This is a genomic window from Vibrio sp. 1F263 (genome assembly GCF_041439035.1).
Classification (GTDB): domain Bacteria; phylum Pseudomonadota; class Gammaproteobacteria; order Enterobacterales; family Vibrionaceae; genus Vibrio; species Vibrio tasmaniensis_A.
Map to the genome: position 1 here is coordinate 47,517 of NZ_JBGONI010000031.1, position 18,692 is coordinate 66,208.

General features: G+C 43.5%; 10 protein-coding genes and 1 riboswitch. Of the genes, 6 read left to right on the top strand and 4 right to left on the bottom strand.

Annotated elements, in window-relative coordinates:
- Both csrD and ACED25_RS17505 read right to left on the bottom strand, forming a co-directional pair.
- A complete protein-coding gene (csrD, locus tag ACED25_RS17500) occupies positions 1-2,016 on the bottom strand; it encodes an RNase E specificity factor CsrD (protein ID WP_371695781.1) in 2,016 nt (671 codons plus the stop codon).
- A 161-nt stretch (positions 2,017-2,177) separates the two neighbouring features.
- Complete coding sequence (locus tag ACED25_RS17505; RefSeq protein WP_009847868.1) at positions 2,178-2,735, bottom strand: single-stranded DNA-binding protein; 558 nt, start codon at positions 2,733-2,735, stop codon at positions 2,178-2,180.
- 278 nt (positions 2,736-3,013) lie between these two features.
- Between ACED25_RS17505 and ACED25_RS17510 the strand changes: the two genes are divergently transcribed.
- From ACED25_RS17510 to ACED25_RS17525, 4 genes are all read left to right on the top strand, one after another.
- Complete coding sequence (locus tag ACED25_RS17510; protein WP_009847869.1) at positions 3,014-3,661, top strand: LuxR C-terminal-related transcriptional regulator; 648 nt, start codon at positions 3,014-3,016, stop codon at positions 3,659-3,661.
- Positions 3,662-3,815: 154 nt separating this feature from the next.
- Positions 3,816-4,688: a UTP--glucose-1-phosphate uridylyltransferase GalU gene (galU, locus tag ACED25_RS17515; RefSeq protein ID WP_004735975.1), complete on the top strand. Its 873-nt coding sequence runs from the start codon at positions 3,816-3,818 to the stop codon at positions 4,686-4,688.
- Between the two features lie 213 nt (positions 4,689-4,901).
- Positions 4,902-7,733: an excinuclease ABC subunit UvrA gene (uvrA, locus tag ACED25_RS17520; protein ID WP_371695782.1), complete on the top strand. Its 2,832-nt coding sequence runs from the start codon at positions 4,902-4,904 to the stop codon at positions 7,731-7,733.
- A 96-nt stretch (positions 7,734-7,829) separates the two neighbouring features.
- Entirely contained in the window at positions 7,830-9,593 is a 1,764-nt protein-coding gene (locus ACED25_RS17525; protein WP_371695783.1) for a PglL family O-oligosaccharyltransferase, read from the top strand.
- 104 nt (positions 9,594-9,697) lie between these two features.
- Here ACED25_RS17525 and ACED25_RS17530 read toward each other — a convergent pair whose 3' ends face one another.
- Positions 9,698-10,837 carry an alanine--glyoxylate aminotransferase family protein gene (locus tag ACED25_RS17530; RefSeq protein ID WP_371695784.1) on the bottom strand — a complete coding sequence of 380 codons (1,140 nt, stop codon included), beginning with the start codon at positions 10,835-10,837 and terminating at the stop codon, positions 9,698-9,700.
- Positions 10,838-11,013: 176 nt separating this feature from the next.
- A riboswitch (Lysine riboswitch) is annotated at positions 11,014-11,191 on the top strand.
- Positions 11,192-11,300: 109 nt separating this feature from the next.
- Here ACED25_RS17530 and lysC point away from each other — a divergent pair.
- Positions 11,301-12,668, top strand: a complete 1,368-nt coding sequence (gene lysC, locus ACED25_RS17535) for a lysine-sensitive aspartokinase 3 (RefSeq protein WP_371695785.1) — start codon at positions 11,301-11,303, stop codon at positions 12,666-12,668.
- Between the two features lie 115 nt (positions 12,669-12,783).
- On the opposite strand, the gene metH is transcribed toward lysC, so the two are convergent.
- Positions 12,784-16,461: a methionine synthase gene (gene metH, locus ACED25_RS17540; RefSeq protein ID WP_371695786.1), complete on the bottom strand. Its 3,678-nt coding sequence runs from the start codon at positions 16,459-16,461 to the stop codon at positions 12,784-12,786.
- 169 nt (positions 16,462-16,630) lie between these two features.
- Here metH and ACED25_RS17545 point away from each other — a divergent pair, with 169 nt between their 5' ends.
- Entirely contained in the window at positions 16,631-17,911 is a 1,281-nt protein-coding gene (locus tag ACED25_RS17545) for a sodium:proton antiporter (protein WP_304567780.1), read from the top strand.
- Positions 17,912-18,692 lie beyond the last annotated feature (781 nt).

Genomic DNA, 18,692 nt, shown 5'->3' on the forward strand with positions numbered 1-18,692 from the left:
TTAACTATTACTCTTACGCCATCGATTTCTTCGACCGATTTTTACAACGGATTCAGCTTTCACTGTCTTCTCCCCTTGAGTAGGCAAGGGAATTATTTGTTGTTCTTCGTCGAAATATCTCCCTTGATAACCGTTAATGCCTAACTCTATCAAGGTATTCTTTTCTTGCTTTGTCTCAACTCCGACCGCGATCACTTCAGTTGGAGAATCACCGCATGCTCCAATCAGACTTCGAACAAACAGTTGGTTTTCATGCCGTTTATCGATTTTCTTTACCAAACTTCGATGAAGCTTAATATAGTCAACCTTCAAATCCTTTATATAATGAGTGCTAACAATGGTTCGCCCAGCTTGGCCAACCACCACTTTACACCCTAACCCTCGTAACACCTTCGCCACTGGTCGCATATAATCAAGGTGAGTAATTAGATGGCCTTCTGAAAACTCAAAAGCAAGCTGAGAACGATGCTGAGCAGAGAGCTGTAACAACTCACTTCGGAACCATTTAAAATGTGATTTATTTGCAAACGGAGTGACACTCAAGTTCACCGAATAATTGACAGGCTGTGTTGATACTTTCAGCGACTTAAATAAAACCGTCAAAACCGATTGATCCATTTGAGCTTGATAACCGACTTGCTCTACCGCAGACATAAAGCGAGAAGATTTCAATAGACCTTTATCTGGATCTTGAATTCTAATAAATATTTCCTTATGCAATTCATTAGCTTGACCTGAATCCGGCATAAGATAACACCGCTGAGCAAAGATTACTAAATTTTCAGGTAGCAGGGCTTTATCAAGTAATGTTCTCCAGCGAACACTGCCTCTGTCTATCTCATTTTTATTTTCTTTTGGGTAACGGCTCCAGTTATTAATGCGCTCTAACTGAGCGCTCTTTAACGCCGTTTCCGTTTCATCCATAATTTGGCTATGGCGTTCACCTTCGGTATACATTGTCACACCAATATGGCACCAGTTATCTGATTCCAAAGGCTCCGGCGGAGTCAATTTATCTAATTGCCTTAAACATTGAGCAGCCAACGTCGCAATATCCTTTGTTCCTTGATGCGGAATAAACACGGCAAAGTCTGCTTCGTAATAGCGAGAAAAAATGACATCGGGATAACGCTGAACAATATTCGACAATACTTCACCTACTTCAATAATAAACCCGTCGGTGATCTGCTTGTCATTGGCATCTCGAACTTGTTCCCACTCATCGATACGTATCAGTAAAACGCCTCCACGAGCGCCACTTTCATGTAGTACAGATTCAAGTTTGTTATCAAATAGTACTCGATTGGCTGTACCAGTGAGCTTGTCTAGAAAAGTATGGGTGCGAATAAAAGTATCAAAGCGACTTCGCTCTTGGCGTGCATCTTTCAACTCTTCAATCAGTACATCAAGCGCTTCACTTGCCGTATATGGCCATTCTCGCTCGTCCCCTTTTGAATGAGCCTCTACCTGCCCAGCAAGGATCATTCTCCCTCGCTCTTCCAAAATCTCTGATCCCATTAACTGTTCTTTTAACCAGCGAACACCGCGAGCCAAACAGAAAAGGATCAATGCCACCGCCAAAGTAATCGACCACATAGCTTCAATCGAATAGTTGTAACCAATATAAGGGGGGAGTGCTTTAAATTCGATTTGATAGCCTTCATTTCGGTCTAAAATGAAGCTTCTCTCATAGAGACGGTTTGGATCAATTTGTGGGGAGGTATCTTTAAATCGGTAAACGATACCGGTTTTGTTTGAAAGCTTCATCTCAACGATATTGCTTGCCTGCAACATCTTCGGCATCCAACGTTGCATTGAATACGCAGCATCTGGATCTTCCATCTCTTTATCTACGACGTCGACAATGCCAACCAAATAATGGTCTAAATATTCCTGTCCTATACGCTTAAAGGAGAGTGTGCCACCAATAAAAAGGATGAACATCGCACTGATCACTATCACGGTGACAAATGCGACCAATCGAGTGCTCAATTTTAGTGTCGGGGTATATCTCATGAATAACGAAATCCTTTTCAACTCACATTATACCGTATTGCTACTTATACTATAAATTGACGTTGTAAATAAAGCGTTAAGAATTGTAGGTAACAAAAAGCCGCGACGAACGCGGCTTCTTCCAATTTAATACTACTTTTATAATATATTAAAAACAGTGCTTAAAATGGGATGTCATCATCAAAATCCATCGGCGGCTCATTATATTGAGGTTGAGCCTGCTGAGGAGCTTGTTGAGGTGCTTTCGGCTGCTGTTGAGCTGGCGCACTGTATTGTTGCTGCTGTTGTTGTGGCTGCTGTGGTTGCCCCCAACTACCTTGCTGTTGGTTGTTACCCATACCACCTTGGGCAGGAGCACCGCCTTGAGCACGACCGCCAAGCATTTGCATTACACCGTTGAAGCCTTGAACAACGACTTCTGTTGTGTAGCGATCTTGACCGCTTTGATCTTGCCATTTACGCGTTTGAAGTTGACCTTCAATGTAAACTTGGGAACCTTTACGTAGGTACTCACCAGCAACTTCCGCCAGCTTGCCAAACAGAGCAACACGGTGCCATTCTGTTTTTTCGCGCTGTTCGCCAGTTGCTTTGTCACGCCATGACTCTGACGTTGCAATGGTAATGTTCGCTACTGCACCGCCATTTGGCATGTAACGAATTTCAGGGTCATTACCTAGGTTACCCACTAATATAACTTTGTTAACTCCACGGCTAGCCATGATTTGCTCCGTCTAAATTCATAGTCTCAGAAAATTTTAGCGCACAAGAATAGCATGCTTTTCTGCAGTGATAAATCGCATTCCTATTCTCTCCTCACGACAAAGATTAAAAACGTAACAAATCATGATATTCAGAGCGATGTTGCTTTTTCCTCCACTTACAAACCACTCATTTACTTTGAGAGTTGATATTCAACGCAAGTCACATAAAAGGTGCTAGAGAAGTAAAAATGTGCATGACAACGTGAAATCTAATTAAATATAAACAGGACGTTTCAATGAGAAAATCTCGATACGCTCGCACTTTACACTTTCTGTGCATCGATCCGAGTGACACTTACCTACACGTAAAAGAAATCGAAAAACACTTATCCATTATTCTCTACAAAATGACACCAAGTGAATTGATGCTAGTTGATAGAAAGCAGAGCAATCGCATCTTACTCGTTGATTACAAAGAGGTACCACAGCTATTGGCTATTTGTCCTAACCTACCCGTGATGTGGAAGAATCATGAGATAATTTTATTCAATGTTCCTCTGCAACTTCCTACCTCAGAACTGCTGACCTATGGGGTATTAAAAGGACTCTTTTACAACACAGATCAAAAGGACAAGATTGCTCGTGGTCTTCAAGAAGTGATCGATGGTGATAATTGGTTACCAAGGAAGGTGACTAATCAACTTCTGTTTTATTATCGTAACATGGTCAATACCAATACGACCCCAACCAATGTTGATTTAACTATTCGTGAAATCCAAGTCATTCGCTGCCTTCAATCAGGATCATCAAATACTCAAATAGCCGATGACCTTTTCATTAGCGAATTCACGGTCAAATCCCACCTCTATCAAATATTCCGTAAGTTAGCGGTGAAAAATAGAGTCCAAGCTATTGCATGGGCAAACCAAAACTTGCTTGCATAACCACTCCGCCTCTAACCTGACAATAATTTTGAGGGAAGCTCGAGTAATCATTGGTATTGTTGCTGAATTTTCGACATAACATATGCTAGAGTTGCCCTCAGAAATATCAACAAATCAGTTGAATCAATAATTATTATAGATAAAGGGTCTTATCATGATCAAAAAGTGCCTTTTCCCGGCAGCTGGCTACGGTACACGCTTCCTACCAGCAACTAAATCAATGCCTAAAGAAATGATGCCTGTTGTGAACAAACCTCTGATTGAATACGGCGTTGAAGAAGCCATCGAAGCAGGTATGGATGGTATGTGCATTGTTACTGGCCGTGGTAAGCACTCACTGATGGATCACTTTGATAAGAACTACGAGCTTGAGCACCAAATCAGCGGTACCAATAAAGAAGACTTGCTGATCAATATTCGTGAGACGATTGAAGCAGCAAACTTCACCTACATTCGTCAACGCGAAATGAAAGGTCTAGGCCATGCTATCTTGACTGGTCGTGAACTTGTGGGTGATGAGCCTTTCGCCGTTGTGCTTGCTGATGACCTTTGTGTGAACGAGCAGCAAGGCGTTCTGGCTCAAATGGTTGCGCTATACAAGCAGTTCCGTTGCTCAATCGTTGCAGTACAAGAAGTGCCGGAAAACGAAACTCATAAATACGGTGTTATCTCGGGCGAGATGATCAAAGACGATCTTTTCCGTGTCGATGACATGGTAGAAAAGCCAGAACCAGGTACTGCACCAAGCAACCTAGCAATCATTGGCCGCTACATTCTGACTCCAGATATCTTTGAACTGATCGAGCAGACTGAACCAGGCAAAGGCGGCGAAATCCAAATCACTGATGCATTGCTAAAACAAGCAAAAGCAGGCTGTGTGTTGGCTTACAAATTTAAAGGCCAACGTTTTGACTGTGGTAGTGTTGAAGGCTACATCGAAGCAACAAATTACTGCTTTGAAAACCTATACAAAAAAGACCAACAACAAATCGAGTTAGGTAAACACTCAACAACAAAAGAAGCTTAATCGCTAATTTTGGCTTACTCACTGTTTAACTATTTAGCTATTTAGCTATTTAATTAATAGCAATGAGCGGTTGGTTAGCAGCACATTAAATGATTCCAAGGGTGACTCAAAAGAGTCGCCCTTTTTTATTACTGTTTTTTTATCCAGTAAAACTTTGCACAAATCTCACTCTATGTAATACTTTAGCCACTTAAAATTACATGGTCTGTTGAGATGGATAAAATAGAAATTAGAGGCGCTCGTACGCATAACCTCAAAGACATTAACCTAACCATACCTCGTGATAAGCTGACGGTTATCACCGGGTTATCAGGTTCAGGAAAGTCGTCACTTGCGTTTGATACCCTCTACGCAGAAGGTCAACGTCGTTATGTTGAGTCTTTGTCGGCATACGCTCGTCAATTTCTATCTCTCATGGAAAAGCCTGATGTCGACCACATCGAAGGTTTATCTCCAGCCATCTCCATCGAACAGAAATCAACTTCTCACAATCCTCGTTCAACTGTTGGCACCATCACTGAAGTCTATGATTACCTAAGACTACTTTATGCTCGTGTCGGTGAACCGCGCTGTCCTGATCACAATACCCCTCTTGCAGCACAAACCATCAGTCAAATGGTCGATAAAGTCTTAGAACTGCCTGCTGGTTCAAAGATGATGCTGCTGGCTCCGATAGTCAAAGAACGTAAAGGTGAGCACGTTAAAACGCTTGAGAATCTAGCGGCTCAAGGCTTTATCCGTGCCCGTATTGATGGCGAGACCTGTGATTTATCCGATCCTCCCACATTGGAGCTGCACAAGAAGCACACCATTGAAGTTGTCGTTGATCGCTTTAAGGTTCGCCCAGATCTTCAACAGCGTTTAGCTGAATCGTTTGAGACCACATTAGAGCTATCTGGTGGTATCGCAGTTGTCGGTTGGATGGATGATAAAGAACAAGAAGAGATCGTGTTCTCGGCTAATTTTGCTTGTCCAAAGTGTGGCTACAGCATGCAAGAACTTGAGCCTCGCCTATTCTCATTCAATAACCCGGCAGGTGCTTGTGGTACTTGTGATGGACTTGGTGTTCAACAATATTTTGATCCAAGTCGAGTTATTTTAGATGAGAACCTAAGCATTGCAGAAGGTGCAATAAAAGGCTGGGATCAGAAAAATTATTACTATTTCCAAATGCTAACATCGCTGTCAGACCATTATGATTTTGACCTTTATGCTCCGTTCAATTCTTTATCAAAGAAAACTCAAGAGATCATCCTCAAGGGGTCTGGTAGAACTGAAGTAGAATTCAAATACATCAATGATCGTGGTGATATCCGAGTAAAACGCCACCCCTTTGAAGGTATTTTAAATACGTTAGAACGCCGTTACCGCGATACCGAATCTAGCGCTGTGCGTGAAGATCTTGCCAAGTACATATCAACGAAATCATGCTCTAGCTGTGATGGTACACGCTTAAGATTAGAAGCTCGAAATGTCTTTATTGGCGATACCACACTACCACAAATCGTTCAGCTCAGCATTGCTGACGCACTACAATTTTTCCAAGAGTTGAAGTTAGACGGCCAACGTGGACAAATTGCTGATAAAGTGATGAAAGAGATCAATGATCGTCTGCATTTTTTGGTGAACGTTGGTTTGAATTACCTGAACCTATCACGCAGTGCAGAAACACTGTCAGGTGGTGAAGCGCAAAGAATTCGTCTAGCAAGTCAAATTGGGGCCGGTTTAGTTGGCGTTATGTATGTGTTGGATGAACCATCGATTGGCCTCCACCAGCGTGATAATGAACGTCTACTGCAAACTCTGGTTCACCTAAGAGACTTAGGAAATACCGTACTTGTTGTTGAGCATGACGAAGATGCGATTCGTTGCGCTGACCATGTTATCGATATAGGCCCAGGCGCAGGTGTTCATGGTGGTCACGTGGTCGCTGAAGGCACCATGCAAGACATCATCGAAAATCCGAATTCTTTAACTGGGCAATACCTCAGCGGCGCCAAAGAAATTGCGATCCCCAAACAAAGAACGCCTATCGATAAGAAAAAGGTCGTCGAGATCGTTGGCGCGACTGGGAACAACCTAAAGAATGTCACTGCGACAATCCCTGTAGGCTTGTTCAGCTGTATTACCGGTGTATCGGGATCCGGTAAATCAACACTCATCAATGACACCTTCTTTAAAGTCGCCCACACTCAATTGAACGGTGCAACAACTGCAGTTCCGGCGCAGCACAAAAAGATTAAAGGCTTAGAGCATTTCGACAAAGTAATCGATATTGATCAAAGCCCTATCGGTCGAACACCAAGATCGAATCCTGCAACCTACACTGGTATTTTCACTCCAATTCGAGAGTTATTTGCAGGTACACAAGAATCACGATCTCGTGGCTACAAGCCAGGTCGATTCAGTTTTAACGTTCGTGGTGGTCGTTGTGAAGCGTGTCAGGGAGACGGCGTCATCAAAGTAGAGATGCATTTCTTGCCAGATGTGTATGTACCGTGCGATGTGTGTAAAGGTAAGCGTTATAACCGTGAAACGCTAGAGGTCCGCTACAAGGGGAAAACCATTGACGAAGTTCTAGAGATGACTGTCGAAGATGCTCGAGAATACTTCAACCCTGTTCCTGTTATTGCTCGTAAGCTGCAAACATTGATGGATGTTGGCCTTTCCTACATTCGCCTCGGACAAGCAGCAACAACCTTGTCTGGCGGTGAAGCACAACGTGTTAAGTTGGCAAGAGAGTTATCTAAGCGAGACACGGGGAAAACCTTATACATTCTCGATGAGCCAACAACAGGCCTACATTTCCACGATATCCAGCAACTGTTAACGGTACTGCATAGATTACGGGATCACGGTAATACGGTTGTCGTGATTGAGCATAACCTAGACGTCGTCAAAACAGCGGACTGGATCCTAGATCTTGGCCCTGAAGGTGGTCAAGGAGGCGGTGAAATTGTTGCAGAAGGTACACCTGAAGATGTGGCGTTAGTCGAAGGTTCGCACACTGCTCGCTTCCTTAAGCCTATGTTAAATTTGAAGTAGGTGTAAAATAGCTCCCTGCGAGCAGACAGAAAAATGTTAAAGTAACAGGGCTTTTTTCAGAAGGAACAAGCTCTGTTTTTATAAGGTTAGGGATTTATGGCAACAATACATACTAGCGGTACCCAGCTAGAAAATCAGAGAACTCAGCTTCCGCTTAACAAGGCATTCCTTGCCTCTTTAGCTGTTATATTCTTATTAGCCATGCACTTTTTCATGCCCAATCCTGGAGGCTCAGGCCTCGCTTTATCCTTTAATCCAACCACTTGGTTAGCTCTTAGCTTTACGTTGGCGATTGGCTTCTACCAGCTTGCCACTAACCGAGCACTCAAATATTCAAAGTTAACCGTTGGCTTGCTAATAAGCTGCGTGATACTGACGTTGCCCATTATTTACAGCAACGCCTCTCCTCAAGCCGCATCAGGCCGACTACTGGGATTGTGGGCGGGCTTCGCTTTATTCGTGGTGCTTCAGCAATTTAAATTCAGTAACAAACACAAACAACGCATGTTGTGGTTCATTGTTCTTGCTGTCGTCCTACAAGCACTTTTTGGCTATGTGCAATATTTCTTACTGGAACCTGGCAACCTATTTGGTTATAACACTGCGGCCAATAGACCTTATGGGATATTTCAACAACCGAATGTTATGGCCAGCTTTTTAGCTACCGGTTTTGTGCTTTCAGCTTATCTTTTAGCGAGACAGCCTGCTAAATATAATCGCAAAATTAGCGAGTCATTCTTACTATACCTGACACCAACCTTAACCGTACCTTTGCTGATCATCATTGCATCACGTACAGGATGGTTGGCTGCCGTAATCGGGTTTGTCTGCATTCTGCCTTACCTTTACAAGTTCTCGACCAAGAAGCGCTTCTACGGATGGTGTGTATCAGTGGTAGTCGGTATCGTCGTCGCTTTTTCGGTGATCAGCCTCAGTACAACTGATAGCCTCGCAAGCAAAAGGGCTAACTTAGAAAGCCCACGAGCTTATACCTTTCCGCAAGCGCTCGATATGATGATCGAAAAGCCATTTACAGGGTATGGCTACGGGAAATTCGAATCCGAGTACACGCTATACACAGCTCGCCAGCATCAACTCAACCCAAATTATCATCCCGGCCTTCCTTCAATGGATCACCCACACAATGAGTTCCTGTTTTGGGGGGTTGAGGGCGGAATAGTACCAATCATCGGGATCTTGATTGCTGCGGTGTTGGTGATGTCACGCATAGCTAACTCAGCGAAAGGAACACGTCTAGCACTACTTGCGCTATTCATACCTATACTCTTACATTCTCAGCTTGAGTATCCTTTTTACCACTCGGCGATTCACTGGATAACCTTTATCATTTTGATTTACTGGGTCGACCAACGGGCTTCTCGCCACTATCAGCAGCCGTTTAGTATCGTCAGTAAAACCCTATTCAGAGTGTCGAGCTTAGTCGTTCCTATCTTGGTGAGTTTTTACATGCTGAGTGCCTTACACACCAATTATGTACTCACTAAATTTGAAATGTCTAAGCCGAAAAACCCGGACATTCTTAAGCAGGTAACAAACCCCGTAGTCTGGAAAGATCGCTATGATTGGGACGTGTACAGTACCTATCTAAATATCGGCCTCTACAAAGCCGATCCTAGCCTGATCCAACCTTATATAGATTGGTCGTTAGAGATCATAAAGAGTAAGCCAAGGCCTACTTTCTACAGTAACCTGATTCTCGCGTATCAAGGATTAGGTGATCACAGCAAGGCAGAACAAATTCGTAGTGAAGCGAGCTTCTTGTTCCCAAATCGAGACTTTTCCAAGGTTCAGTATAAGAAGATATCGGAAGCAGAAAACAATATCTCTGCTGCTAAATGATGCCAAGGAATCTAGAGTCATTTTGCTGTAATGACGTTTAGCCTAGACACAAAAAAGCGCACATTCTCTCGTGCGCTTTTCTTTTAAACTTCAATTTATTAGCGTTATTTTAAAACGTCTTGTAACGCTTTTAAGCACAAAGCGACATTCTCTTTTCGAGCGCCATAACCCATTAAACCAATACGCCAAGCCTTCCCAGCCAGAGAGCCCAGCCCAGCACCGATTTCAAGATTATACTCTTCTAACAGCTGCGTTCTTATTTTGGCTTCATCAATCCCTTCAGGGAAGTAAAGCGCATTCAATTGAGGTAGGCGACTCTCTTCATCAACCACAAACTTTAATCCTAGTGCTTCTACGCCTTCTTTAAGCTCTTGGTGCATCGCATGGTGACGTGACCACGCATTATCCAGGCCTTCATTTTTCAATAAAACCAACGACTCATGCAGAGCATATAGGCTGTTCACAGGCGCAGTGTGGTGATAGCTACGCTTACCTTCTCCACTCCAATAACCTAATACCAAGCTCTGATCCAAGAACCAGCTTTGTACGGGAGCTTGACGTGCTTTCATTTTATCGACAGCACGTTGAGAGAACGTCACGGGAGATAAACCAGGTACACAAGACAGACACTTCTGACTGCCTGAATAAACCGCATCGAGTAGCCATTCATCAACCAACAATGGCACACCACCTAATGATGTCACCGCATCCACAATCGACAATGCATCAAACTGGCGAGCGACTGCGGAAATAGCTTGAGCATCCGATAACGCGCCAGTAGACGTCTCGGCATGCACAAATGCGACAGCAACAGCATCAGGGTTTTCTGCCAATGCTTTTTCTACCTTTTTAACGGAAACGGGTTTGCCCCACTCATCATCGACAAGGATCGCTTCACCACCACAACGCACAACATTCTCTCGCATACGTTCACCGAAAACACCATTGCGACAAACAATGACCTTTTCACCAGGCTCAATCAAGTTAACAAAACAGGTTTCCATGCCCGCACTGCCTGGAGCAGAAACGGCAATCGTAAATTCGTTTTCCGTCTGAAAAGCGTATTTGAGAAGTTGTTTAAGCTCATCCATCATCGCAATAAATAGCGGGTCAAGGTGACCAATGGTTGGACGGCTTAAGGCCTGTAAAACTTGAGGAGAAATGTCTGAAGGCCCCGGCCCCATTAACGTTCGGTGTGGCGGATAAAAGCTATCGATAGCAGCAGTGAGTGTTAAATTAAACATGTACATCCCTTACGTTAATGTTGTGAACAATCCACCCTAAAGCAAATTGATTACCTCAGCAATTAGCCATAAGTATTGAGGTCAAACCAGTGTCACATAATTGTTAAAATTATTTTTCAATTATCTCACGTTACGGATTGACATTATTTGCGCAAACACGTTCAATGAAATGGCTATCTAGCAGAAGAGGAGCACTGCCCAGGCAGGTGTTTTGTGGAACCGCATTTCCAATACAAAACATTCATGGGGAGCAGTGCCGAGATAATAAAAGGATGCAGGACCTTTATTATCGGTTGAGCGGGCTGAATCCCGTTAACTGTCGCCATTTCTATATGGTGAAGAGCTTCTGAGGTTACTATTCTAATAATTCCTCTCTTTTTTGCTCTAAAACTCTCTTCGAAAAACATCGGACGTTGGATTACCCAACAGTAATTTTATTTTAGGAAATCGTGGGAGATATATCGTGAGTGCATCTAATGTAGCTGGTTCTTTTAATGTCGCTAAGTTTGGTGGAACAAGTGTTGCCAACTTTGAAGCAATGAGCCGTTGTGCTGCCATTATTGAAAACAACTCAAATACGAAACTGGTCGTGAGTAGCGCATGCTCTGGCGTGACTAACCTGCTTGTTGAACTCGCGAATGGTGTTCAAGATAAAACTCGTCGCCAAGAACTAGTGACACAGTTAACCGACATTCATAATACGATTCTTGCTCAGCTAGCTGACCCAATTAGCATTGAAAAAGATGTGCACTGTATTCTGGATGATATTGCGAGCGCTGCAGAAGCCGCATCATTCCAAGCCAGTACCAAACTCACCGATCACCTAGTGGCATGTGGCGAACTAATGTCGACACATATCCTCGCTCAAATCATTCGCGAACGTGGTACACCAGCGGCTCGTTTTGATATCAGAGAAGTGATGCGCACCAATGATGATTTCGGTAAAGCAGAACCACAACTGGAAGATATTGCAGCCCTTGCACAGCAGAAACTGATTCCACTTTGCCAACAACAAGTTATCGTTACCCAAGGTTTTATCGGTGCCGATAGCGAAGGTAACACCACAACATTAGGTCGTGGCGGCAGTGATTATTCAGCTGCACTGATTGCGGAGTCAGTACAAGCGATTGGCTTAGAAATTTGGACTGATGTTCCAGGCATCTACACCACAGATCCACGCATCGCATCGAAAGCATCTCCTATCCCAGAGATCAGCTTCAGTGAGGCATCTGAGATGGCAAACTTTGGCGCGAAAATATTACACCCTTCAACTCTGGTTCCTGCACTACGCCATCAAATCCCTGTTTTTGTCGGCTCATCAAAATCACCAGAGCTTGGTGGAACATGGATTCGTCAACAAGTTGAAAGCTCTCCTCTGTTCAGAGCGCTTGCCCTACGCTGCAACCAAACCATGGTTACGCTACGCAGCGCTAACATGTTCCATGCCTATGGTTTTTTGGCTAAGGTATTCGAGATCCTGGCTAAACATAAGATCTCAGTCGATCTTATCACTACCTCAGAGATCAGTGTCTCACTTACTCTCGATCAAACCGATACCTCTGGTGGTGCTCCTGAGTTACCTGAAGCCGCTCGCCTTGAGCTTGAAGAGTTGTGTTCCGTAGATATTGAGCACGACCTATGCCTCGTTGCTCTTATTGGTAACAACATGAGCGAAAGCAAAGGCTATGCAAAGCAGGTATTCGGCACTCTAGAAGATTTCAACCTACGTATGATTTGTTACGGAGCAAGCCCACACAACCTATGCTTCTTGCTAGATGAATCTGTGTCTAAGTTGGCGATTCAAAAACTTCATCAAGAGTTATTTGAGTAGATAGTCCGTTTATCATCGACAGATAAATAACTAAATTACAGATACAAAAAGGGTTGCTATTAAGCAACCCTTTCTCTTTTTTACGTTACGAATCAAAGCTCGTTATAGATTCAAACTAGTTAATGTTTGGGCCTAACCACTTCTCAGCTTCCAACATATCCCAACCTTTACGGTCGGCATAGCTATCCACTTGATCCTGTTGAATCTGTGCAATCGCAAAGTATCGGGCATCAGGATGTGAAAAATACATACCAGACACTGAAGCACCAGGCCACATCGCGTAGCTCGTGGTTAGTGACATGTCGATCGCTTTTTCAACATCCATCAACTCCCACAACGTTCCTTTTTCTGTATGTTCTGGGCAAGCAGGGTAACCTGGAGCTGGACGAATACCTTGGTACTTCTCACGAATCAAATCGTCATTAGACAGATCCTCATCCGGCGAGTAGCCCCAAATGTCCTTTCTCACTTCTTTATGCAGGTATTCAGCGAACGCTTCAGCCAATCGGTCAGCAACCGCCTGAATCATAATCGCGTTGTAGTCATCACCGTTGGCTTTGTATTCATCAGCAAGCTCACGCTCGCCGATACCACCAGTCACTGCAAAGCCACCAATCCAGTCCGCTTTACCGCTATCTTTCGGCGCAATGTAATCAGACAAACAGTAGTTAAAACCTTTTGGCTTCTCGGTTTGCTGACGAAGGTTGTGTAAAACCTTTAACACTTCAGTACGAGATTCATCGGTATACACTTCGATATCATCGCCAACGCTGTTGGCAGGGAACATCGCACACATCCCACGAGCTTCAAGTAACTTCTCTTTCTGTACTCGATCCAATAAATCGTTGGCATCTTTGAATAAGCGTTTCGCTTCCTCGCCCACTTCTTCATGATTAAGAATTGCAGGGTATTTACCGACCAATGACCATGTCATAAAGAATGGAGTCCAGTCTATGTACTGGCGCAAAGTTGCCACATCAAAATCATTAAAGATGTGAACTCCCGGCTTAGCGGGTGCCGGTGGCGTATAAGCATCCCAATCGATAGCGACTTTATTAGCACGCGCTCTTTCAAGAGTGACAGGTTTAGTACGAGGCTTCTTACGATTATGCTGATCGCGAACGCGATCGTAATCAATATCCAGTTTCTCAACGAAAGCGGGTTTCAGTTCATCAGAGAGTAGCGAGGTGCAAACACCTACCGCACGTGAAGCATTGTTTACGTAGACCACAGGCTCAGAGTAGTTCTGTTCAATCTTAACGGCTGTATGCGCTTTAGATGTGGTTGCTCCACCGATGAGAAGAGGCAGTTTAAAGCCTTGTCTTTCCATTTCTTTCGCAACATGCACCATCTCATCCAGGGAAGGAGTGATCAAACCCGAAAGGCCAATGATATCGACGTTTTCTTCCTTAGCGACCTTAAGGATTTTTTCACATGAAACCATCACGCCTAAATCGATAATTTCGTAGTTATTACACTGCAAGACAACGCCCACAATATTTTTTCCAATATCGTGAACATCGCCTTTTACGGTCGCAAGTAAGATTTTTCCGTTAGTTGCACCTACGTCTTTGGTTGCATTGATAAATGGCTCTAGATGGGCTACCGCTTGCTTCATAACACGTGCAGATTTCACCACTTGAGGAAGGAACATCTTACCTTCACCAAAGAGGTCACCAACCACATTCATACCATCCATTAATGGGCCTTCTATCACCTCGATAGGGCGAGAGGCATTAACACGAGCTTCTTCGGTATCTTCAACAATAAAGTCGGTAATACCTTTAACTAAGGAATGCTCTAAGCGTTTTTCTACTGGCCAGGTACGCCACTCTAAAGCAGATTTATCTTCAACTTTTCCAACTGCACGCTCTAGATATTCAGTTGCGATATCTAGCAAGCGCTCAGTGGAATCATCTCGGCGGTTTAGAACCACATCTTCAACGGCTTCACGTAAATCCTCAGGGACATTATCGTAAATCTCTAATTGCCCAGCATTTACGATGCCCATATCCATACCGTTTTTAAAGCAGTGGTATAGGAATACTGCGTGGATAGCCTCACGAACGTAGTTATTACCTCGGAATGAGAACGAAACATTCGATACACCACCAGAAATCATCGCATGAGGTAAGTCTCGTTTGATGTCCCCTACAGCTTCAATGAAATCGACCGCATAGTTGTTATGCTCATCAATACCTGTCGCCACAGCAAAAATGTTCGGGTCAAAAATAATATCTTCAGGTGGGAAGCCCACTTCATCAACCAGAATATTGTAGGCATTAGTGCAAATCTCAACCTTACGCTCTCGAGTATCAGCTTGGCCAACTTCATCGAACGCCATCACGATAACGGCAGCACCATATCGGCGAACCAGTTTCGCTTGTTCGACAAACTTCTCTTTCCCTTCCTTCAATGAGATCGAGTTAACGATGCCTTTACCCTGAATACATTTCAGACCCGCTTCAATAACTTCCCATTTTGAAGAGTCGACCATGACTGGCACTTTCGAGATCTCAGGCTCAGACGCACATAGATTAAGGAATTTAACCATACACGCCTCAGCGTCTAGCATCCCTTCATCCATGTTGATATCGATAATTTGAGCGCCATTCTCAACTTGCTCTCGAGCCACACTCAAAGCTTCATCATATAGCTCTTCTTTGATAAGGCGCTTAAAGCGAGCAGAGCCCGTAACGTTAGTTCGCTCACCCACGTTAACAAACAGAGATTCCTTGGATATCGTCAATGGCTCTAAACCAGAGAGACGACAAGAGACGGGTAAATCTGGTAATTGGCGCGGTGTTACACCTTCAACAGCTTCTGCCATTTGGCGTATATGTTCTGGCGTCGTACCACAACAACCACCAATTAAGTTCAAGAAACCACTTTCAGCCCATTCCTTGACGTGTTCAGCCATATCTTCGGGAGAAAGGTCATACTCACCAAATGCATTAGGTAAACCCGCGTTAGGGTGTGCAGAAACATGACATTCAGAGATACGAGACATCTCACCGACATATTCGCGCAATTCATCTGGGCCTAATGCACAGTTCAATCCAAATGAGATAGGTTTTACATGACGAAGGGCATTATAGAATGCTTCTGTTGTTTGTCCGGAAAGCGTCCGACCAGATGCATCGGTGATAGTACCGGAGATCATAACAGGTAAAATGATACCCATTTCTTCAAAGACTGATTCAACAGCAAAAGAGCATGCCTTCGCGTTGAGTGTATCGAAGATAGTCTCGATAAGAATAAGGTCTGAGCCGCCTTTGATAAGAGCACGAGTCGACTCAGAATACGCCACTACAAGTTCATCAAAACTCACATTACGATAGCCCGGATCATTAACATCTGGGGAGAGAGAACAAGTTCGGTTAGTTGGACCTAACACACCCGCCACGAAACGGGGTTTATCAGGAGTCTTCACTGTCCATTCATCTGCCGCTTCACGAGCCAACTTAGCAGCAGCATAGTTAATTTCTTCGCTAAGACTTTCCATATCATAGTCGGCCATAGCGATGGTTGTAGCGTTAAAGGTATTGGTCTCGAGGATATCAGCACCAGCTTCCAAATACTCCATATGGATATCTTTGATAAGCTTAGACTGCGTAAGTACCAAAAGGTCATTGTTACCTTTTAAGTCACTATGCCAATCAGCAAATCGCTCACCGCGATAGTCTTGCTCTTCCAATTTATAATCCTGAATCATGGTACCCATGCCACCATCAATCAGTAAAATTCGTTGCTTCAACAAAGCGTCAATCTTTTGCCTTACATTACTTCCCACGATACAACCTCATTCCTTTAATTATCTCTCCATCCTACCACACATTTAAAAGGAGTCTAGACGTCTAAAACATGAAGTAAATGACCAAGTCATGACAAAAAAATGTTTGCTATTTGAGCATGAGAGAACGAGAATTAAAATTCATATTTTGTTACATATTGGAATCCCAATGTCGGTCTATTACACCTTATGCTTCTTGTCCGCTGCAGCCATGCTTATTGCTTTCGTTAATACCAAAATTGGTAAAATGCAGACAACCATCGCCATCACAGCTGGCTCAATGATGCTATCTCTATTGATTATCATTGCGGGACAAAACAATTGGTTCCAATTGGCTGACATCGCCTCAGAAACCGTTGCCAGTATCAACTTTGAAGACTTCCTCCTAAAAGGAATACTGGGATTCTTACTTTTTGCAGGTGGTTTGGGAATTAAGTTACCTAATCTAAAAGATCAGAAATGGGAAATAACGGTACTCGCTCTTGGTGCTACGCTATTTTCGACATTCTTTATTGGCTTTGTACTTTATGGGTTCTGTCAATTTATCGGTATTCAATTTGACCTAATTTATTGCTTACTGTTTGGTTCTCTAATATCTCCAACCGATCCAATAGCTGTATTAGCAATAGTGAAGAAGCTCGATGCTCCCAGACGAATCTCTACTCAAATCGAGGGAGAATCTCTATTCAACGATGGTTTTGGCCTAGTTATCTTCGTAACCCTATTTACCATTGCGTTCGGCACAGAAGCACCGACCGTGGGTAGCGTGACCATGTTATTCGTCCAAGAGGCTATTGGCGGTATCGTCTACGGATTTGTTCTAGGTTTGATATTCCACTATCTAATCAGCAACACCGATGACCACTCGATGGAGTTGCTATTAACCATAGGTATCCCTACAGCTGGTTATGCTTTTGCAGAGGTTCTGCATGTATCAGGACCATTGGCAATGGTGGTATCTGGTATCATGATAGGCAACTGGACACGCTTCATCGGATTTTCTAAGGAAAGTGAGGATCACCTAGACCATTTCTGGGAATTAATAGATGAGTTCTTAAATGGCGTACTATTTTTATTGATTGGTATGTCTATGCTGCTATTCAAGTTCCACCAAGAAGATTGGATTTTGATGGCGTTCGCAGTCCCTCTAGTATTGGGTGCACGCTACCTAAGTGTTTTCTTGTCTTATATTGGATTTAAACGCTTTAGAACTTACAACCCATGGTCGACTAAGATTCTAACTTGGGGTGGTTTACGCGGAGGCTTAGCTCTAGCCATGGCACTTTCAATCCCTTCAGGTATCTGGGTGATTGAAGACAAGGCAATAGATGTTAAAGAGATAATCCTCGTTATGACCTATGCTGTCGTTGTGTTCTCTATTCTGGTTCAAGGATCAACAATCACTCCAATGATAGAAAAAGCGAAACAAGCTGAGAAAGAGCTAGATTAACATCTAAATAGATCAACCAAGGCCGCCTGCTATAGGTGGCCTTTTTTATACCTAATGAAAGTCAAATCCACCGATTTCCTTACTGGAATGCTAACTGAAGGAACATAGAGCTTACCTCGGGTAGTTGATGCACTGTTATTGGAGTATTCAAAAGCCTTAACATTAAATTTGGCCAGAACTCTTTCAGGGAGTTAAGCCACGCAGATAACTCATTCTTATGCGCACTAGCTAGTCTACCTAATAAACCACTCTCAAGTTTTATAAGCATAAATCGAAAGGCTTGAAACTTTCACCTGAAAGCTGAAATAACGAGACTTAACGTATCGTTGCTATAGCATTAGTTATTTATTAGCAGAACTACAGAGCAAAATGAGTGTTGAGCAGATAGATATAGCTAAAGGAGTACTTGAGGCTTTTAGCGTTACTTCTAAAGATGACAGGAATAATAAAGGTTCTAGCATTTCTGCCGGAACGCGCAGTCTAGATCCTTAAATATGGCAGGGCTCGAATGAGCCAGCACTCCGGAGATTCGACCACACTGGTGAGCTAAAAGCGCCTAGTTATCCAAACATAGCTTCGTAGAAGCAGCAGACGTAAAAAAGCCCTAGCATTTCTGCTGAGACTTTGTATATGGTAGGAGTGGAGGCTTAGACTCCCAACACGCGCTGTTTTGGTAAGTCGGGGAGTCCGCTGCTCTACCAATGTCGTATATTATATTCAGAAAGTAAAAAGGCTCTAGCATTTCTGCTAGAGCCTTAAATATGGCAGGGGTGGAGAGATT